Annotated in this window: 16 protein-coding genes; 4 read left to right on the plus strand and 12 right to left on the minus strand. The window is 71.4% G+C overall.

The features are described 5' to 3' along the window. Positions 1-151: 151 nt before the first annotated feature. From O7614_RS31735 to lysS, 3 genes are all read right to left on the minus strand, one after another. A complete protein-coding gene (locus O7614_RS31735) occupies positions 152-2,695 on the minus strand; it encodes an ATP-dependent Clp protease ATP-binding subunit (RefSeq protein ID WP_145778617.1) in 2,544 nt (847 codons plus the stop codon). A gap of 545 nt (positions 2,696-3,240) precedes the next feature. Further along, positions 3,241-3,585, minus strand: a complete 345-nt coding sequence (locus O7614_RS31740; RefSeq protein ID WP_145778616.1) for an Lsr2 family protein — start codon at positions 3,583-3,585, stop codon at positions 3,241-3,243. A 111-nt stretch (positions 3,586-3,696) separates the two neighbouring features. Further along, positions 3,697-5,205, minus strand: coding sequence for a lysine--tRNA ligase (gene lysS, locus O7614_RS31745; protein ID WP_278142026.1), 1,509 nt, complete (start codon positions 5,203-5,205; stop codon positions 3,697-3,699). A gap of 89 nt (positions 5,206-5,294) precedes the next feature. Between lysS and O7614_RS31750 the strand changes: the two genes are divergently transcribed. Next, the gene (locus tag O7614_RS31750; RefSeq protein WP_278142027.1) at positions 5,295-6,035 is read left to right on the plus strand and encodes a class I SAM-dependent methyltransferase; all 741 of its coding nucleotides are present in this window, start codon (positions 5,295-5,297) and stop codon (positions 6,033-6,035) included. A 36-nt stretch (positions 6,036-6,071) separates the two neighbouring features. Here the strand turns inward: O7614_RS31750 and O7614_RS31755 are convergent, their stop codons facing one another. The 8 genes from O7614_RS31755 to O7614_RS31790 all read right to left on the minus strand — a co-directional run bounded on the left by O7614_RS31755 (position 6,072) and on the right by O7614_RS31790 (position 13,515). Beyond that, positions 6,072-6,830, minus strand: coding sequence for a type III pantothenate kinase (locus O7614_RS31755; RefSeq protein ID WP_145778613.1), 759 nt, complete (start codon positions 6,828-6,830; stop codon positions 6,072-6,074). Between the two features lie 17 nt (positions 6,831-6,847). Further along, on the minus strand, positions 6,848-7,744 hold the full coding sequence (gene nadC / locus O7614_RS31760) for a carboxylating nicotinate-nucleotide diphosphorylase (RefSeq protein WP_278142028.1): 897 nt from the start codon (positions 7,742-7,744) through the stop codon (positions 6,848-6,850). Next, positions 7,741-9,435, minus strand: a complete 1,695-nt coding sequence (locus O7614_RS31765) for an L-aspartate oxidase (protein WP_278142029.1) — start codon at positions 9,433-9,435, stop codon at positions 7,741-7,743. Before O7614_RS31765 ends, nadC begins: the two co-directional genes overlap by 4 nt. Before the next feature lie 108 nt (positions 9,436-9,543). After that, entirely contained in the window at positions 9,544-10,440 is an 897-nt protein-coding gene (locus O7614_RS31770) for a septum formation family protein (RefSeq protein WP_278142030.1), read from the minus strand. Between the two features lie 95 nt (positions 10,441-10,535). Then, positions 10,536-10,964, minus strand: a complete 429-nt coding sequence (gene panD / locus O7614_RS31775) for an aspartate 1-decarboxylase (protein ID WP_278142031.1) — start codon at positions 10,962-10,964, stop codon at positions 10,536-10,538. A gap of 44 nt (positions 10,965-11,008) precedes the next feature. Beyond that, entirely contained in the window at positions 11,009-11,857 is an 849-nt protein-coding gene (gene panC / locus O7614_RS31780; protein WP_278142032.1) for a pantoate--beta-alanine ligase, read from the minus strand. After that, positions 11,854-12,828, minus strand: a complete 975-nt coding sequence (locus O7614_RS31785) for a Rossmann-like and DUF2520 domain-containing protein (protein ID WP_278142033.1) — start codon at positions 12,826-12,828, stop codon at positions 11,854-11,856. Before O7614_RS31785 ends, panC begins: the two co-directional genes overlap by 4 nt. 111 nt (positions 12,829-12,939) lie before the next feature. Further along, a complete protein-coding gene (locus O7614_RS31790; RefSeq protein WP_278142034.1) occupies positions 12,940-13,515 on the minus strand; it encodes a TetR family transcriptional regulator in 576 nt (191 codons plus the stop codon). 118 nt (positions 13,516-13,633) lie between these two features. Between O7614_RS31790 and O7614_RS31795 the strand changes: the two genes are divergently transcribed. The 3 genes from O7614_RS31795 to O7614_RS31805 all read left to right on the plus strand — a co-directional run bounded on the left by O7614_RS31795 (position 13,634) and on the right by O7614_RS31805 (position 17,090). Continuing rightward, on the plus strand, positions 13,634-14,542 hold the full coding sequence (locus tag O7614_RS31795; protein ID WP_278142035.1) for an SDR family oxidoreductase: 909 nt from the start codon (positions 13,634-13,636) through the stop codon (positions 14,540-14,542). Positions 14,543-14,604: 62 nt separating this feature from the next. Further along, positions 14,605-15,906: an SAM-dependent methyltransferase gene (locus O7614_RS31800; RefSeq protein ID WP_278142036.1), complete on the plus strand. Its 1,302-nt coding sequence runs from the start codon at positions 14,605-14,607 to the stop codon at positions 15,904-15,906. Next, the gene (locus O7614_RS31805; protein WP_278142037.1) at positions 15,903-17,090 is read left to right on the plus strand and encodes an NADH-quinone oxidoreductase subunit D; all 1,188 of its coding nucleotides are present in this window, start codon (positions 15,903-15,905) and stop codon (positions 17,088-17,090) included. The genes O7614_RS31800 and O7614_RS31805 overlap by 4 nt, the downstream gene beginning before the upstream one ends. An 18-nt stretch (positions 17,091-17,108) precedes the next feature. Here the strand turns inward: O7614_RS31805 and O7614_RS31810 are convergent, their stop codons facing one another. Next, the gene (locus tag O7614_RS31810) at positions 17,109-18,668 is read right to left on the minus strand and encodes a hypothetical protein (RefSeq protein WP_278142038.1); all 1,560 of its coding nucleotides are present in this window, start codon (positions 18,666-18,668) and stop codon (positions 17,109-17,111) included. Positions 18,669-18,714: the final 46 nt, after the last annotated feature.

Consider the following 18,714-nt stretch of genomic DNA (forward strand, 5'->3'; position numbering starts at 1 on the left):
GGCGCGAGCGCAAGTGCGGCCGGCGCGGGGCAGGCGCGCTGGAACGCGGGGCGGGCCGGGCAAGGTGGGCGTGACCTGTGGGGGGGGGTAGCGCAAAGGCGGGGCCCCGGTGGCTCATGCCACCGGGGCCCCGCCTTTGCTGCTGGTCGTGCTACTCGTCGGCGCCCGCTGCTGCGGTCCCGGCGGCGGTGCCACCGAGGTCGGCCGGCACGGCGTCCGGAACCTCGACCGGCTTCTCCGCGCCCCGGAAGACGAGCTTGGACTTGTCGATGTCGTTCGGGTCGCCCTCGCAGTCCACCACGACGATCTGACCCGGGGTCAGCTCGTTGAACAGGATCCGCTCGGAGAGGTTGTCCTCGATGTCACGCTGGATCGTGCGACGAAGCGGACGGGCACCGAGCACCGGGTCGAAGCCCTTCGCCGCCAGGTACTTCTTGGCGTTGTCGGTCAGCTCCAGACCCATGTCCTTGTTGCGCAGCTGGCCCTCGATCCGCTGGATCATGATGTCCACGATCGAGAGGATCTCGGTCTGGCGCAGTTGGTGGAAGACGATGGTGTCGTCGATCCGGTTGAGGAACTCAGGCCGGAAGTGCTGCTTGAGCTCGTCGTTGACCTTCTGCTTCATCCGGTCGTAGTTGGACTCGGAGTCCTCCGAGGCCTGGAAACCGAGCGACACCGCCTTGGCGACGTCACGGGTGCCCAGGTTGGTGGTCAGGATGATGACCGTGTTCTTGAAGTCCACGATCCGACCCTGACCGTCGGTGAGCCGACCGTCTTCGAGGATCTGCAGGAGCGTGTTGAACACGTCCGGGTGGGCCTTCTCGATCTCGTCGAAGAGGACCACCGAGAACGGCCGACGCCGCACCTTCTCGGTCAGCTGCCCGCCCTCGTCGTAGCCGACGTAGCCGGGAGGGGCACCCACCAGCCGGGAGACCGTGTAACGGTCGTGGAACTCGGACATGTCCAGCTGGATGAGGGCGTCCTCGCTGCCGAAGAGGAACTCGGCGAGCGCCTTGGACAGCTCGGTCTTACCGACACCGGACGGGCCGGCGAAGATGAACGAGCCCGACGGGCGCTTCGGGTCCTTCAGGCCGGCCCGGGTACGCCGGATCGCCTTCGAGACCGCCTTGACCGCGTCCTCCTGGCCGATGACGCGCTTGTGCAGCTCGTCCTCCATGCGCAGCAGGCGCGAGGTCTCCTCCTCGGTCAGCTTGTAGACCGGGATGCCGGTCCAGTTGCCGAGCACCTCGGCGATCTGCTCGTCGTCGACCTCGCTGACGACGTCCAGGTCACCGGCCTTCCACTCCTTCTCCCGCTGCGCCTTCTGACCGAGGAGCTGCTTCTCCTTGTCACGCAGCTGGGCGGCGCGCTCGAAGTCCTGAGCGTCGATCGCGGACTCCTTGTCGCGACGCACCTGGGCGATGCGCTCGTCGAAGTCACGCAGGTCTGGCGGCGCGGTCATCCGACGGATCCGCATCCGGGCACCGGCCTCGTCGATCAGGTCGATCGCCTTGTCCGGCAGGAAGCGGTCGGAGATGTACCTGTCGGCCAGCGTCGCGGCCGCGACGAGAGCCGCGTCCGTGATGCTCACCCGGTGGTGCGCCTCGTAGCGGTCGCGCAGGCCCTTGAGGATCTCGATGGTGTGCGCCAGCGACGGCTCACCCACCTGGATCGGCTGGAAGCGGCGCTCGAGAGCGGCGTCCTTCTCCAGGTGCTTGCGGTATTCGTCGAGGGTGGTGGCACCGATGGTCTGCAGCTCACCACGGGCCAGCATCGGCTTGAGGATGCTCGCGGCGTCGATCGCGCCCTCGGCGGCACCCGCACCCACCAGGGTGTGGATCTCGTCGATGAACAGGATGATGTCGCCGCGGGTGCGGATCTCCTTGAGCACCTTCTTGAGGCGCTCCTCGAAGTCACCGCGGTAGCGGGAACCCGCGACCAGCGCGCCCAGGTCGAGCGTGTAGAGCTGCTTGTCCTTCAGAGTCTCGGGCACCTCGCCCTTGATGATCTTCTGGGACAGCCCCTCCACCACGGCGGTCTTACCGACGCCGGGCTCACCGATCAGGACCGGGTTGTTCTTGGTACGGCGGGAGAGCACCTGCATGACCCGCTCGATTTCCTTCTCGCGCCCGATGACCGGGTCGAGCTTGCCCTCGCGGGCGGCCTGGGTCAGGTTGCGGCCGAACTGGTCCAGCACCAGGCTGGTCGACGGCGCGGCCTCACCCGGCGCGGCACCCGCCGCGGCGGGCTCCTTGCCCTGGTAGCCGGAGAGCAGCTGGATCACCTGCTGGCGGACCCGGTTGAGGTCGGCGCCGAGCTTCACCAGCACCTGGGCGGCGACGCCCTCGCCCTCACGGATCAGCCCGAGCAGGATGTGCTCGGTGCCGATGTAGTTGTGGCCGAGCTGCAGCGCCTCGCGCAGCGACAGCTCCAGCACCTTCTTGGCCCGCGGCGTGAACGGGATGTGCCCGCTCGGCGCCTGCTGGCCCTGGCCGATGATCTCCTCGACCTGCTGGCGGACGCCCTCCAGGGAGATGCCGAGGCTCTCCAGGGCCTTTGCCGCGACGCCTTCACCTTCGTGGATCAGGCCCAGCAGGATGTGTTCCGTACCGATGTAGTTGTGGTTGAGCATCCGGGCCTCTTCTTGGGCCAGGACGACAACCCGTCGCGCTCGGTCGGTGAACCGCTCGAACATGCCCTCGTGCTCCTCACGTGCCGTGCGCCTTGATGGTCAAGATCTTGGCGGGGCCGGTGCACGAACGTCCGGGACGGGCGTCCGTGCCTCCTTACTCTATCGTCGCCGACCGACTCAGCTGAGGTCGTGTGTCTCTGCTCTGGGTCGGTTCCACGTCGTTTTGGACAACCGTCCGCGCTCAGGACGTGTTCCGGTAGTCCTGTCGCTACGCGCAGAGCGAAATCCGACGGGCCCTACAGGTGCCCGATCCGGGCCTCGGGAAGGCCCCGGAGGGCTCAGCGAGGGCGGAACCGGGGGTCGCGACGAACGCCGCGCCCGTCCTCGGGGAGGTTGTCCACAGGATGTGGATAGCTGCTCCACTGGTTGTGGACAACGCCGCCGGGTGCCGAATGCTTCCCGGCCGCACACTGCTGCCGGACGCCGGCTGCTGCCCCGGCCGCCCACTGCTGCCCGGCCCGCAGATGCGGCGACGCCGGCCCGGAGAGGTACTCCGGCCCGGCGTCGTGTCGCCTGCGATGGCGGGTGGCCACCTGGTTGCTGACGGATCAGCGCTTCGCGTGGTACTCGTCGACGATCTCCTGGGGGATACGACCCCGGTCCGAGATGTCCTTGCCGGACTTCTTGGCCCACTCCCGGATCGCCTTGTTCTGCTCCCGGTCGGCGGTCGCGCCACCCCGACCGCGGGCGGCACGCCCACCGATCACGACGCCACCACGACCGACCTTGGTGCCGGCCCCCACGTACGAGGCAAAAGCGTCGCGCAATTTAGCGGCGTTCGCCTTCGACAGGTCGATCTCGTACTGAACGCCGTCGAGGGCGAACTTGACGGTCTCGTCAGCGTCCCCGCCGTCCAGGTCATCGACCAGCTTGTGAATGATCTGCTTGGCCACGTCCCACATTCCTTTCGAGCAGGGTGCTCCTGCTAACGAGAGCACAATAACCCGTACTCTGCTCGTCCCGTCAATAGGATGCCGTTACGGCTCGGCGCGAGCCGGGCGAGACTACTCGGGGCGGACCAACGGGAAGAGGATCGTTTCCCGAATTCCAAGCCCGGTCAGGGCCATCAACAGCCGGTCGATTCCCATTCCCATACCGCCGGCCGGCGGCATTCCATACTCCATCGCCCGAAGAAAGTCCTCGTCGAGACGCATCGCCTCGTCGTCGCCACGGGCCGCCAACTGCGCCTGGGCCACCAGCCGCTCGCGCTGCACGACCGGGTCGACCAGCTCGGAGTACGCCGTGCCCAGCTCGAAGCCGAGCACGTAGAGGTCCCACTTCTCGGCCAGGCCCGGCTCCGTGCGGTGTGCGCGGGTGAGCGGGCTGGTCTCCTCCGGGTAGTCCCGCACGAAGGTCGGCGCCTCGAGGCCGGGGACGACCAGTTCCTCGAACAGTTCCTCGGCCAACTTGCCCGGGCCCCACTTCGGGTCCACGGCCAATCCCACCTTGTCCGCGTACTCCACCAGGCGGGAACGGTCGGTGCGGACCGTTACCTCCTCACCCAGCGCTTCGGAAAGCACACCGAACAGCGTCACGGATCGCCACTCGCCGCCCAGGTCGAACTCTCGCCCGTCCGCGTGGGTCACCACCGTCGAGCCGCTGACGGCGACCGCTGCCTGTTGCACGAGATTGCGGGTCAACTCGGCCATCGTGTCGTAGTCGCCGTAGGCCTGGTACGTCTCCAGCATCGCGAACTCCGGTGAGTGCGAAGAGTCGACACCCTCATTACGGAAGTTGCGGTTGATCTCGAAGACGCGGTCGACGCCACCGACGACGGCGCGCTTGAGAAACAGTTCCGGAGCGATTCGCAGATACAGATCGGTGTTCAACGCATTGCTGTGGGTCACGAACGGTCGGGCCGCCGCACCACCGTGCAGCAGTTGCAACATCGGCGTTTCCACCTCGACGAAGCCCTGCCCGTGCAGTGAATCGCGCAGACTGCGTACGGCGGCAGCCCGGGTACGAACCATCTCCCGTGCCTGCGGCCGGACGATCAGGTCGACGTAACGCTGCCGGACGCGCGCCTCCTCGGAGAGCGGCTTGTGCGCCACGGGTAGCGGGCGCAGCGCCTTCGCGGTCATCTCCCACTGCTGCGCCAGCACCGACAGCTCACCGCGGCGGCTGGTGATCACCTCGCCGGTGACGCCGACGTGGTCACCGAGGTCGACCAGGCGCTTCCACGCCTCCAACCGCTCCGGCCCGACCCGGTCCAGGGAGAGCATCGCCTGCAACTCGGTGCCGTCGCCGTCCCGCAGGGTCGCGAAGCAGAGCTTGCCGGTGTTACGCACGAAGATCACCCGACCGGTGACCGCGACCTGGTCACCGGTCGCGGTGTCGGTGGGCAGGTCGGCGTAGCGCTCCCGGACCTGCGCCAGGGTGGCCGTGCGGGAGAAACCGACCGGGTAGGGCTCGACGCCCTCGGCGAGCATCCGGTCCCGCTTCTCCCGGCGGACCTTCATCTGCTCGGGAAGGTCGTCTGCGGGGTCCACTGGCACGGGGTTCTGCTCGCTCACGGCACGCTTCCTCGTCACGGGAGATACAGGGGGTCAGGCCCGAGCGTACTCAAGCGCTCAGGGGGTCGTTAACGGATAACCTGCCCGGCATGGCGGATCACACTCAGGCTCTCTCATTCGGCGCGGCGGCGGCGGACTACGACCGGTTTCGGCCCCGTTATCCGGAGGCGGCCGTGCGGTGGGCGCTGGACGGGGTGGGGAGTTCCGCCCGCGTCGTCGACCTGGGCGCCGGCACCGGCATCCTCACCCGCGGGGTGCTCGCCCTCGGCCACGAGGTGACCCCGGTGGAACCGGACGCCGACATGCGTGCCCAACTGGCGGCCGCCACCCCGGGGCTCACGGCGCTGGCCGGCGGCGCGGAGTCGGTGCCCCTGCCCGACGGAGTCGCGGACGCGGTGGTGGTGGGGCAGGCGTACCACTGGTTCGACCGGGAGCCGGCACACACCGAGATCGCGCGGGTGCTGCGGCCCGGTGGGACGTTCGCCCCGATCTGGAACATGCGTGACGATCGGGTGGACTGGGTCGCCGAGCTGGGCCGGATCGCGCACCTGGGAGACAATGCCGGCAACGTGGTCGAGAGGTACGCCGACTTCGGCCCCGCGTTCGGCCCGATCGAGCTGGGCGAGTTCACCCACCACAGCACGCTCACGCCGGACGAGATCGTCGCGATGCTGCACACCCGCTCGTACTGGCTCACCGCCACGCCCGAACTGCGGACGACGATCGACCAGGAGCTGTGGGATCTGCTGGCCACCCACCCCGACCTGACCGGCCGGGAGACCGTCGAGCTGCCGTACCGCACGATCGTCCTGCGGGCCCGGCGGCGCTGACACCCCGCGCGGCCACCGCCGCCGGAGCCGACCGGGTCACCGGTTGCGCTCGTAGACCATCCGCAGGCCGATCAACGTGATCATCGGCTCGTGGTGGGTGATGCTCCGGCACTCGTTGATCACCAGAGAGGCGAGGCCACCGGTGGCGATCACCGCGCGCACCTCGCCCAACTCCTCGGTCATCCGCTCGACGATCCGGTCCACCTGGCCGGCGAAGCCGAAGTACAGGCCGGCCTGGAGACACTCCACGGTGTTCTTGCCGATCACCGATCGGGGCTTGGTGGCCTCGACCTTGCGCAGCTGCGCGGCCCGGGCGGCCAACGCGTCGAACGAGATCTCGATGCCCGGGGCGAACGCCCCACCGAGGAACTCACCGCGCTCGCTGATCACGTCGAAGTTGGTGGTGGTGCCGAAGTCCACCACGATCGACGGCCCGCCGTAGAGGGTGTACGCGGCCAGGGTGTTCACCACCCGGTCGGCGCCCACCTCCTTCGGGTTGTCGATCGCCAACTGCACCCCGGTCCGTACCCCGGGCTCGACCACGACGCTCGGCAGGTCGGCGTAGTAGCGGCTCAGCATGGTGCGCAGCGACCGCAGCGCCGCCGGCACCGTGGAGCAGGCGGCCACACCGGTGATCTCGACGTTGTCCCCGGCGAGCAGGCCCCGGAACATCAGGCCCAGCTCGTCCGCCGTCGAACGGGCGTCGGTCTTGATCCGCCAGGAGTGCACCAGCTTGTCGCCGTCGAAGGTCGCCAGCACGGTGTTGGTGTTTCCGATGTCGATGCAGAGCAGCACGCACGCAGCCTAGACAACTACTCGATGCGCAGGTCCAGCGCGATGTCCAGGATCGGCGACGAGTGGGTCAGCGCACCCACCGAGAGGAAGTCGACACCGGTCGCCGCGTACCGGCCGGCCACCTCCAGGGTCAGCCCACCGGTCGCCTCCAGCTCGGCCCGGTCACCCACCGCGGCGACCGCCTCGGCCAGCACCTCGGGCGTCATGTTGTCGCAGAGCAGGAAGTCCGCACCGGCCTCCACCGCCTCCACCGCCTCGTCGACTCCTGTCACCTCGACCTGCACCGGCACCTCCGGGAACGACTCCCGGACCCGCCGGAAAGCCGCCGTGATGCTCCCGGCCGCCAGCTTGTGGTTGTCCTTGATCATGGCCACGTCGTAGAGGCCCATCCGCTTGTTGGTGCCCCCACCGGCCCGCACCGCGTACTTCTCCAACGCCCGCAGGCCCGGCGTCGTCTTACGGGTGTCCAGCACCATCGCCTTCGTGCCGGCCAGGGCGTCCGCCCAGGCGCGGGTGTGGGTCGCCACCCCGGACATCCGGCAGAGCAGGTTGAGCGCCGTCCGCTCGGCGGTCAGCAGCAGCCGGGTCGGGCCGGTCACCGTCGCCAGCACGTCGCCGCGGGCCACCCGCTCGCCGTCGCGGGCCAGCACCGACACCTCGACGGTACGACCGAAGCCCGTCACCTCGCCCACCAGCTCGAACACGGCGGCGGCCACGGCCATCCCGGCCACCACCCCGTCCGCGCGGGCCACCAGGTCGGCGGTGTCGGTCTGCTCCGCCGGAATGGTGGCCACGCTGGTGACGTCGAGGAAATCCGGACCCAGATCCTCGACCAGCGCGGTCTCGATCACCCGCCGCACCTGGGCCGGATCCAGACCGGCCGCACGCAACGCCGTCTCCGTCGACTCCGTCATGACCGTTCCTCCCATTGCTGCGTCACCCGGCCCTGCGCCCCGACCGACCCGACCAGGTGGCCCAGCCACCGCTCGTCGGCCGTCGGGAAGTCCTCCCGCCAGTGGCAGCCCCGGGTCTCACCGCGCGCGTACGCGGCGGCCACCAGTGTCGACGCCACGGTGAGCAGGTTCGTCGCCTCCCAGTCGGCGGTCCGCGGCCGGCCCCGGGCCACGCCCAGCTCGGTGAGCGTTCCGGCCGTCTCGGCCAGCGTCGTCGCGGACCGGAGCACCCCGGCGCCTCGGGTCATCGACCGTTGCAGGGTCGGCGTCACCTCGGCCGGCAGTACCCAACCCACACCGCCACGCCAGGCACCGGCGTCCGCCGGCTGCATCTGCTCGGGCAGGCCGGCGGCGATGTCCTCGGCGATCCGCCGGGAGAAGACCAGACCCTCCAGCAGCGAGTTGCTGGCCAGCCGGTTCGCGCCGTGCACACCCGTGCAGGCCACCTCTCCGCACGCGTACAGGCCGGGGATGGAGGTACGACCACGCAGGTCGGTGCGGACACCGCCGGAGGCGTAGTGGGCGGCCGGCGCCACCGGGATCAGGTCGGTCGCCGGGTCCACCCCGATCGCCAGGCAGGACGCCACGATGGTGGGGAACCGCCCGGCCAGGAAGTCCCCACCCAGGTGCCGCGCGTCGAGGAAGACGTGGTCCGCGCCGGACGCCAGCAACACCCGGTGGATGCCCTTGGCCACCACGTCCCGGGGCGCCAGTTCGGCCAACTCGTGCTGGCCGACCATGAACCGCTTGCCGTCGGAGTCCACCAGGTGCGCGCCCTCGCCGCGCAGCGCCTCGGAGACCAACGGCTGCTGCGCGTGCCCGGCCCCGGGCACTCCCGCGCCGGACGGGGTGATCAGGGCGGTCGGGTGGAACTGGACGAACTCCACGTCGGTCACCGCCGCGCCGGCCCGCATCGCCAGCGCCACCCCGTCGCCGGTGGAGACCGCCGGGTTGGTGGTGGCCGAGAAGATCTGCCCCATCCCACCGGTGGCGAGCACCACCGCCCGGGCCAGCAACGCGCCGACGCCGTCCTCGCTGCCCTCGCCGAGCACGTGCACAGTGATCCCGCAGGCCGGGCCGAGGCCGTCCGGGCCGTCACCCGGCGCACGCAGCAGGTCCAGGACCAGAGCGTGCTCGAACAAGCGGATCCACGGGTCGCGCTGCACCGCGGCGTGCAGAGCCCGCTGCACCTCCGCGCCGGTCGCGTCCCCACCCGCGTGCACGATCCGGTCCGCCCGGTGCCCGCCCTCGCGGGTCAGCATCAGGGAGCCGTCCGGGTGGCGATCGAACTCGGCACCGATGCGGATCAGCTCGCGCAGCCGGGTCGGCCCCTCCTCGACCAGCACCCGGACCGCAGCTGGGTCACAGAGCCCGACCCCGGCGATCTCGGTGTCCCGGGCATGCGCCGCCGGGGTGTCCGTCGGGTCGAGCACGGCGGCGATTCCGCCCTGGGCCCACCTGGTCGAACCGTCGTCGATATTGACCTTGGTGACCACCGTGACGTGCAGGCCCGCCTCGCGCAGGTGCAACGCCGCCGTCAGTCCGGCCACCCCGGACCCCACCACGATCACGTCGGTGGTCTCCACCCAGCCGGGCGCGGGCGCGGCCAGCAACGCGGGGAGGGCCGGCAGGTCGACGGTCGGAACGTCCATCCTCCCAGTCAACCCGAACCATCCTCGCCCGGGGCGGCGGGGGCGGGACGAGTGTTTTCGGCTACCCCGTCCGCCGCCGTCCGCCACGCGCCGGGCGGGGGCTCACGGTCACTTCGTCCGGACCGGAAGGCCGGCCGGGCCCGCGCCCTTCAGCGAGGCGGTCACCGTACGGTCGCTGAGCCACAGGTAGCAGCGCACCCCCCGGTCACCGACCTTCCAGCGCCCCGCACCGGGTGGACGGACCACCACACCACTGCGAAAGCGCAGGTCGGCGTCGTCCGGCACGCCGACGTACCGGCTGAGGGCGCTGCGGCAGCCGGTGTAGAGGGGAGCCCAGTCGGAGTCCCGGGTCGGGTACGCCGTGTCCGGCGCGCGCCACACGCCGACGAACTCGGCGTCGTGCTGTCGAGCGCACTCCACCGGCATCAGCGTCTGGACGCTCCGGCCGGCGGCCGTGCGCGTCTGCTGGCAACCGAGCCGCAGCCCGGAGGGCCCCTTCAACGCGTCCCGCAGGCTCCCGGAGCGGACGACCACGGTGGCCCCCGCCTCGGTCGTGCTCAACTCGGTCAGGTCGCACCGGAACCAGCGGGAACCCGCACCCCAGCCCGGCCCGGAGGGCAGCGCCACGGACAGCCGCAGCCGACCGGCCCGCCAGTCGTCGCCCACGTAGCCGGTCGCCCGGGTGTCACACTCGGCGAACGCGCCCCGCAGCTCGGTCGAGTCGCCCGCCGGGGCAGTGGCCCGTTCGACGGGGAACGCACCCACGTGCACGGTCTCCACCCGGTGCGGGCCGGCGCAGTCCACCGGCTCGTAGCTGGCCAGCGTGACCACCTCGGTGAAGTCGGCGGCCTGGCACACACCGGCGGACGGGGTGAACGCCGACGGTGGCGGCAGGGCCGCCCAGTCGTCGGTGAGATCACCGTCCAGGCCACCGGCACCCGCGCAGCCGACCAGCAGCAACGCTGCCCCGGCAGCGACGATCACTGTCGTCATGGCACGGCGCATCGCGGCCTCCCCCAGCCACCGACCGGCTTACGCCAGTACCCCAGGGTAACCGCTAATGACCTTCCGGTGACAGACCGGAATCGCCGCGCGGGGGATCAGACAGCGGACACGGCCAGCGGACTCGGCACCGGGTCGCCGACCATGCCGGGGGCCACCGCAGCCGCGTCCGCGCCCAACTCGATCACCCGGTTGTCGGCGTCCACGTGCACCACCCGTGGGCGGTACGACCGGGCCTCGGCGTCGTCCATCTGCCCGTACGAGATGAGGATGACCAGGTCACCGGGGTGCACCAGGTGCGCGGCGGCACCGTTGATCCCGATCACGCCGCTGCCCCGCTCGCCTGGGATCACGTACGTCTCCAGCCGGGCACCGTTGGTGATGTCCACGATCGCCACCTGCTCGCCGGGGAGCAGGTCGGCGGCGTCGAGCAGATCCTCGTCCACTGTCACCGAACCGACGTAGTGCAGGTCGGCCTGGGTCACCGTGGCTCGGTGGATCTTCGACTTGAGCATGGTCCGCAACATCGGGGTGGCCTTTCGCAAGGTTGGTGGAGGTCGGTGCGGCCGGGTCAGGGGCGCGGGGCGAGGTGGATGGCCGCGTTGTCGATCAACCGGGTGGTGCCCACCCAGGCGGCGATCACCAGCCGGGCCGGCCCAGACACCGGCCCCGGCTCCAGCTCGGGGTCGGTCAGCACCAGGTAGTCGAGGCGGGCGCCGGGCGTGCCGGCACCGAACGCGGCGTGCGCGGCGGTCAGCACCGCGCCCGCGTCACGGCCCTCGTCGGCGGCCCGTGCACCGGCCCGCAGCGCGGCCGACAGGCTCAGCGCCGCCGCCCGCTCCGGCTCGCTCAGGTAGCGGTTGCGGCTGGACAGCGCCAACCCGTCCGGCTCCCGGACGGTCGGCACGCCGACCACCTCGACCGGCACGTCCAGGTCGCGGGCCATCCGCCGGACCAGGGTGAGCTGCTGATAGTCCTTCTCGCCGAAGAACGCCAGTTCCGGCCGGGTGAGCTGGAGCAGCTTCAACACCACAGTGAGTACGCCGTGGAAGAAGCCGGGGCGACTCGCGCCCTCCAGCTCCGCGCCGAGCGGGCCCGGGTCGAGACGTACGTTGGGCTGGCCGTCCGGATACATGTCGGCCACCGACGGGGCGAAGACCAGGTCCGCCCCCGCCCGCCGACACACCTCCAGATCCGCGGCGAGGGTGCGCGGGTAACTGTCGAAGTCCTCGTTCGGCCCGAACTGCAACGGGTTCACGAAGATCGTCACCAGCACGTGGTCGGCCTGTTCGCGGGCCGCGCGCAGCAACGTCTCGTGCCCGGAGTGCAGCGCGCCCATGGTCATCACCACTGCGACAGTGCCCTTCAGGGCGGCCCGGGCCTCGGCCAACTCGGCGCGCGTGTGCACCAGCAGCGTCATGCGGCCACCTCCCGACCTATGTCGGCCAGCACCCCGAGCAGCGACTGCGCGTCCACCGGCCGCAGCCGACCGGCGGCGATCGCCCGGTCGGCGGTACGTCGGGCCAACGCCAGGTACGCGGGGACGGATTCCGGGGCGGTGGCCGCCAGCCGGGCCAGATGCCGCTGCACGGTGCCCGCGTCGCCCCGGGAGACCGGGCCGGTCAGCGCGTCGTCGCCGAGCCGCAAGGCGTTCTCCAGCGCGGCGCGCAGCAGCGGGGCAAGCACCTTCTCCGGCCGGGCCACCCCGGCGTCGCGCAGTCGGTCGGTCGCCTCGTTCACCAGGGTCACCAGGTGGTTCGCGCCGTGCGCCAGCGCGGCGTGGTACAGCGGGCGGTCCATCTCGGCCACCCACTCGGGCACGCCACCCAGGTCGGCGACCAGCCGGGCGGCCAGCGGGCGCAACTCCGCCGGGGCGGTCACCCCGTACGAGATGCCGTCGAGCCGGGCCAAGTCGTCCGGCGTACCGGTGAAGGTCATGGCGGGGTGCAGGGCGAGCGGCCGGGCACCCACGGCGAGGGCCGGGGCCAAGACGTCCAGCCCGTGCGCTCCGGAGGTGTGCGCGACCACCTGGCCCGGGTGCAGCGCGCCCCGCTCGGCGAGGTCGGCGACCACCCCGGCCAGCGCGTCGTCCGGCACCGCGATCAGCAGCAGATCGGCGGCGGCGTGGGCCACAGCGGCGGCCGGGCGGCGGGGCACCTCGGGCAGCAGCAGGGCGAGACGGGCTCTGCTGGCCCCGGAGTCACTGGTGACGGCGGCCACACGGTGCCCGGCGGCGGCGAGCGCGGCGCCCAGCACGGCTCCGACCCGACCGGAGCCGATGACTCCGACGGTGAGCAGACGGGAGGTGGCGCGGGCGCCGGGAACGGCGCGATCCCGCGAGGTGGCGGGCCCCTGTGGGGCGGCCGGACGCGGGCGCAGCGGTGCGCTCATGACGACGATCCAGTCCTCGAGAAGGGGTACCGGTCGATCGCAAGTATGCGCCCGGCCCGCCGAACCGGGACAAGCATGTGTGAAAACCTTCACCACCGACGAGACGGCTCGTCAGGGCGTTTCGGTCGAGGCCGACGTAACAGCGCGTAGCTCGGTGGCCACCTCGGCGATCAGGTCGGAGAGCGGGGCGTCGCTGTCGGGCGCGATCCAGCGGGCGAATGCGACCCGGAAGACCGTGGCACCTGACTCGGTGGCCAAAGTGGCAGTGGTCTCGTCGAGGCCCTTGGCACGCAGGGCGGCGGTGACCACAGCCGCCAGCGATCCCGACTTGCGCAGTTCACGCTCCTGCAGCTCGGGGCTGCTCTCGATGATGGTCTGCCGCGCCCGGACCAGTTCGAGACGGTCCGCGAAGACCTCCTCCGCCACCCGGCGGAAGGCGGTGACGACTGCCTCGAAGGGGCCGGCGTCGGTCTCGGTCACCGCCCGGGCAAGGACCTCCTCCACGCGCCCGCTGCCGCTGAAGAGAGCCTCGCGCTTGTCGCCAAAGAGTCGGTAGAAGGTGCGCTTGTCGAGACCGGCACGGGCGGCGATGTCGGCGACCGTCGTCTGCTCGAAGCCGCGCTCGCGGAACAGCTCGAAGGCGGCCGCCTCCAGGCGGCCGCGCGCGTCTGGTTGCCAGCGAGCCATCTGGCGATGGTATCCGATGTCACACTGCGACATTAAATCCGTCGCCATGTCGCGGTGTGACATCGCGCGAGGTACGGTGATGTCACAAGGTGACATTGGCACTCACGAAGGAACCACAATGCGCGTACTCGTCACGGGCGCCTCCGGCCATCTCGGCTCCGCAGTCGTCCCGAAACTGCTCTCCGCCGGCCACCAGGTCGTCGGCCTGGCCCGCTCCGACACATCCGCCACCGCCATCGAGAAGCTCGGCGCTCAGGCACACCGGGGCGACCTGTCCGACTTCGACGTGCTTCGGGAAGAGGCGTCCGCCGCCGATGGGGTCATCCACCTGGCGTTCCGCCACGACCTCATGCTCGACGGTGACCTTGCCGGTGCAGCCCAGGCCGACCTGGACGCCCTCACGGCACTCGCCGACGGCCTGGACGGTTCCGGCAAGCCCCTGGTCGGCACGAGCGGGACGGCCATGCTCGCGATGGGCGGCATCGTCGGTCGACCCGGCACCGAACGCGACACCTTCCCGAGCGGCTACCGCATCGACGCGGAGAACCTCGTGGCCGGCCTCGCCGCCCGCGGAGTGCGCAGCTCCATCGTTCGGCTCGCGCCGACGGTGCACAGTTCGCTCGACCGCTACGGCTTCATCACTACCATCATCGCTGCCGCCCGGCGCAACGGGTACGCCGCCTACGTCGGCGACGGCACCAACCGCTGGCCGGCCGTGCACACGCTCGACGCGGCCGAGCTCTACCGACTCGCCCTCGAAAAGGCCCCGGCCGGTACGCATCTGCACGCGGCAGCCGACGAGGGAGTCCCCTTCCGGCAAATCGCCGAGGCCATCGGCCGCAACCTCGACATCCCGGTCCGAAGCATCAGCTCCGACGAGGCGAACGAGTACTTCGGCTTCCTCGGATCGTTCGCGCAGATCGACAATCCGACGTCGTCCGCCATCACGCGCGAGCTGCTGGGCTGGACCCCCACCCACCCCGGTCTGATCGCCGACCTGGACGAAGGGCACTACTTCCAGGCCTGAACCACGAACGGCCGCCCGGACCGTAGGGTCGGCACGGTGACGCACCTACGCGGAGTGAACTGATGCCGGTCCTGTGGCGGGACGCGATGAGTCACGCGCTCTACGGGCCGGGCGGCTTCTTCGTCGCCGGCACCGGGCCGGCCGACCACTTCCGAACCAGCGTGCACGCGTCCCCAGCGTTCGCCACCGCACTGCTGCGCCTTCTCACGCAGGTCGACGCAGTCCTCGGCCACCCTGCCCGCCTCGATGTCGTGGACGTGGGCGCGGGGCGGGGGGAGCTGCTGCGGGCTCTCGTCGGGCTTGCGGTGGGGGGCGCCGTCGGGGGCGCGGTGGGGGTTTCCGGGGAGCCCGCCCGCTCCGGGCGGTCAGGCTTGATCCCTGCGCGGGCGGGCTCCCCGGAAACCCTGACTCCCACGGCCTCCGCCCGCCGGTCGCCCGACGATCCGTCGCCCGTCGCCGCCCGTCCGTCGCTCGCGGAACGAATCCACTTCACAGCAGTCGAGTACGCGGACCGCCCCGAGAACCTGCCCGAAGAGATCACCTGGACCGCAGAGATCCCCAACGAGATCAACGGGCTGTTGCTGGCGACCGAGTGGCTGGACAACGTCCCGCTGGACGTGGCGGTGCACACCACCGAGGGCTGGCGATATGTGCTCGTCGACCCCGACAGCGGCGTGGAGACGATCGGCGAACCGGTCACCCCCGACGACCTCGACTGGCTGACGACCTGGTGGCCCAGTCCAGCGAGCCCGGCCAGCGTGGACAGCCCGGGGTTGGGGGTGACCTGGGCGGGCACGACAAGCGGAAGCGAGTCGGGTTTCCGGGCAGCCCGGCCGGCGCAGGGATCAAGCCTGACCGCCCGGAGCCGGCCGGGCTGCCCGGAAACCCCCCACGGTGACTACCTACGGGCCGAGATCGGGCGGACGAGAGACGAAGCCTGGGCACATGCGATAACAAAGATCAGCCGAGGTCTCGCGGTAGCCGTCGACTATGGGCACCTGAAGGAGGGCCGGCCCGTCGACGGGACGTTGACCGGGTACCGGGGTGGGCGGCAGGTGCCTCCGGTTCCGGACGGGTCGAGTGACGTGACCGCGCACGTGGCCATGGACTCGGTCGCCTCCGCCGGTGCGGCGGTCGCCCGGTGTGCGTACTCCCTGGTCTCGCAGCGGGAGGCGCTGCGGGCGCTCGGGGCCGACGGCGGCCGACCGCCGCTCAGCCTGGCCGGCACCGACCCGGCCGGCTACGTGCGGGCGTTGGCCGCCGCGTCGGCGGTGGCCGAGCTGACCGACCCGGCCGGGCTCGGCGGGCACTGGTGGTTGCGCCAACCGGTCGGCATCCCACTCGGGCCGGCCGTGGCACGATGACGGGCATGACCACCGACGCCGGGGACCTTCGTGAACTGACCGTCGGCACCGGGGCCGGCCTGGTCGCCGGGACCGGCGGTGAGCAGCTCGGCACCGACATGGTGCTGAACATCGGCCCGCAGCACCCCTCCACGCACGGTGTGCTGCGGCTGAAGCTGGTGCTGGACGGCGAGCGGGTGGTCGCCTGCGAACCGATCGTCGGCTACATGCACCGGGGCGCGGAGAAGCTGTTCGAGGTGCGCGACTACCGGCAGATCATCGTGCTGGCCAACCGGCACGACTGGCTCTCGGCGTTCTCCAACGAGCTGGGCGTGGTGCTCGCCGTGGAACGCCTGATGGGCATGGAGGTGCCGGAGCGGGCCACCTGGCTGCGGATGGCCCTCGCGGAGCTGAACCGGGTGCTCAACCACCTGATGTTCCTCGGCTCCTACCCGTTGGAGATCGGGGCGATCACGCCGATCTTCTACGCCTTCCGGGAACGGGAGACCATCCAGGCGGTGATGGAGGAGGTCTCCGGCGGCCGGATCCACTACATGTTCAACCGGGTGGGTGGCCTCAAGGAGGAGGTGCCGTACGGCTGGACCGGCCGGGCCCGCGCGGCGATCGGTGAGGTACGTCGGCGGCTACCCGACCTGGACCACCTGATCCGGCGCAACGAGATCTTCCTGGCCCGGACGGTGGGCGTGGGCGTGCTCACCGCCGCGGACGCCGCCGCGTTCGGGGCGTCCGGGCCGGTGGCCCGCGCCTCCGGGCTCGACCTGGACCTGCGCCGCGATGACCCCTACCTGGCCTACGACGAGCTGGACGTGCCGGTGGTCACCAAGACCGCCGGGGACTGCCATGCCCGATTCGAGGTGTTGCTGGACCAGGTGTACGCGTCGCTGGACCTCGCCGAGCAGTGCCTCGACCGGGTGGACCAGCTGACCGGGCCGATCAACACCCGACTGCCGAAGGTGCTGAAGGCGCCGGAGGGGCACACCTACGCTTGGACGGAGAACCCGCTCGGCATCAACGGCTACTACCTGGTGTCCCGGGGTGAGAAGACGCCGTGGCGGTTGAAGTTGCGCACCGCCTCGTACGCGAACGTGCAGGCGTTGGCCACCCTGCTCCCCGGCTGCCTGGTCCCGGATCTGATCGCGATTCTCGGCTCGATGTTCTTCGTCGTCGGCGACATCGACAAGTGACCCGAACCGCGTGACCGGTCAGCGCCAGCGATCACCGGGCGGGGTGCCGCCGGCACGCGGTACGTCGTCCTGCGGCGGGTAGCCGTAGCGCTCGTCGACCCGGCGACGACCGGGCCGCTCCGGGGCGGGTTCCGCCTGGTGGCCGCGCTGGCGCGGTGGGCGCCACTCGTCCGGCACCGGGACGCCACCCTCGGGCAGCGCGGGCCGGCCCGCCGACTCGCCCCGCCAGCCACCGTCGCGGTCGTGCCGGCGCGCCGGCTCGTCCCAGTGGTACGCCTCGGGCTCCTCGTGACGGCGGGGCTCCTCGTGACGGACGGCCGCCCAGCGGTCGGCCATCCGGTACTCGGTGCCGCTGGCGTCAGCGTGCACCTCGGCTCTGCGTTCGCCGACCCGCAGCTCACGGCCGTTCTCGTCGTCGCGGACGGCGGCCCACCGGTCACCGGCCCGCAACTGCGACCAGTACTCACCGGTGTCGTCGGCCCGCAGCGGTGGTCCGGGTTGCGGCGCGGCGGCGTTCGTCCGGTCACGCTGCTCCGACCAACCGCGATCGTCCGGGTCGTCCCAGGAGCGCGAGGCGGGCCTCTCCGGCGTGCGGTGCGAGCGGGCCGGGCCGGGCTCGTCGGCATGGGCGTACGCGTCGCGCGGATCGGTCCACTCCGGCTCGTCCGGGCGGCCTGTCCAGCCCGACTCGTCCGCCTCGAAGTCCGGCGTGTGCCGCTCGGCACCCCTGCTCCACTCCTGCGCCGGCGGGGTCCACTGGCTGCCGTACCCGCCGCCGAAGCGCCCGGCTGGCTCAGGGTGCCCGCCGTCCACCACCGTGTGCCGGGTGGTGACGTGCACGGTCTCGGTGTGCCGGACGACACCGGCCGGGCGGTGTGCGGGCTCGGGACGGTCGTGCTCTCGGGGACGGGCTGAGCCGTACGCGGTGCCGGCCGACCGTTCCGCGCCGTACATCCCGGCGGCGGCCGGCGGTTCGGCGGCCTCCCGGGGGTACGCCGACTCGTCGTCGACCATCCGCTCGGAACGACCCCGTCGGGGCGCGTCGCCCGGGCCCGCGACCCGGGCGCGGCCGGCCGGCGCGTCGCCCGGCGCCTGGACCCGGCTGCGGGCCACCGGAACGTCGTCCATGGGGGGCTCAGCGGCCGGCACCCGCGCTCGCCCGGCGCCTGCCGGCTCGCCGGCGGGGACGGCACCGGCGAGGGCGGCACCGCTGGCGTCGAGACGGCGGCGGACCGCGGCGATCCCCTCCTGAGCGCGTTGCGCCTGGTCGAGCGCCTGGTTACCACGTTGCGCGGCGGCCACGATCTCGGCGCGCAACTCCCGGCGGAGTTCCTCCATCTCGTCCAGCAGCTCGTCGGCCCGCGCCGAGGCGCCCTCCGCGTCAGGGCGCAGCGCGATGGAGAGGCCGATCAGCACCACCGCGACGATGGCGAGCACAGCGGCGAAGCGCAGCGGGCCGTTGCCGTCGGCGACCAGCAGGATCAGTGCCGCCACCGGTGCCAGGGCCACGCCCGCCCAGAAGAGCATGGTCAGCAGCGGTGGTTGACGCCGGGCGTCAGAGGTGACCGGGGCTGGCATGGATGTGCAGCCTACCGAGGAGAGCTGCCGGAGGGAACGGGGTCCC

It is taken from the genome of Micromonospora sp. WMMD961 (assembly GCF_029626145.1).
Taxonomy (GTDB): domain Bacteria; phylum Actinomycetota; class Actinomycetes; order Mycobacteriales; family Micromonosporaceae; genus Micromonospora.

Bases quoted from the DNA above. Each gene is read 5' to 3' on its own strand.
- O7614_RS31735 (WP_145778617.1), bottom strand. From the start codon at position 2,695: ATGTTCGAGCGGTTCACCGACCGAGCGCGACGGGTTGTCGTCCTGGCC.
- O7614_RS31750 (WP_278142027.1), top strand. From the start codon at position 5,295: ATGGCGGATCACACTCAGGCTCTCTCATTCGGCGCGGCGGCGGCGGAC.
- nadC (WP_278142028.1), bottom strand. From the start codon at position 7,744: ATGACGGAGTCGACGGAGACGGCGTTGCGTGCGGCCGGTCTGGATCCG.
- O7614_RS31765 (WP_278142029.1), bottom strand. From the start codon at position 9,435: ATGGACGTTCCGACCGTCGACCTGCCGGCCCTCCCCGCGTTGCTGGCC.
- O7614_RS31770 (WP_278142030.1), bottom strand. From the start codon at position 10,440: ATGCGCCGTGCCATGACGACAGTGATCGTCGCTGCCGGGGCAGCGTTG.
- panD (WP_278142031.1), bottom strand. From the start codon at position 10,964: ATGTTGCGGACCATGCTCAAGTCGAAGATCCACCGAGCCACGGTGACC.
- panC (WP_278142032.1), bottom strand. From the start codon at position 11,857: ATGACGCTGCTGGTGCACACGCGCGCCGAGTTGGCCGAGGCCCGGGCC.
- O7614_RS31785 (WP_278142033.1), bottom strand. From the start codon at position 12,828: ATGAGCGCACCGCTGCGCCCGCGTCCGGCCGCCCCACAGGGGCCCGCC.
- O7614_RS31790 (WP_278142034.1), bottom strand. From the start codon at position 13,515: ATGGCTCGCTGGCAACCAGACGCGCGCGGCCGCCTGGAGGCGGCCGCC.
- O7614_RS31795 (WP_278142035.1), top strand. From the start codon at position 13,634: ATGCGCGTACTCGTCACGGGCGCCTCCGGCCATCTCGGCTCCGCAGTC.
- O7614_RS31800 (WP_278142036.1), top strand. From the start codon at position 14,605: ATGCCGGTCCTGTGGCGGGACGCGATGAGTCACGCGCTCTACGGGCCG.
- O7614_RS31805 (WP_278142037.1), top strand. From the start codon at position 15,903: ATGACGGGCATGACCACCGACGCCGGGGACCTTCGTGAACTGACCGTC.
- O7614_RS31810 (WP_278142038.1), bottom strand. From the start codon at position 18,668: ATGCCAGCCCCGGTCACCTCTGACGCCCGGCGTCAACCACCGCTGCTG.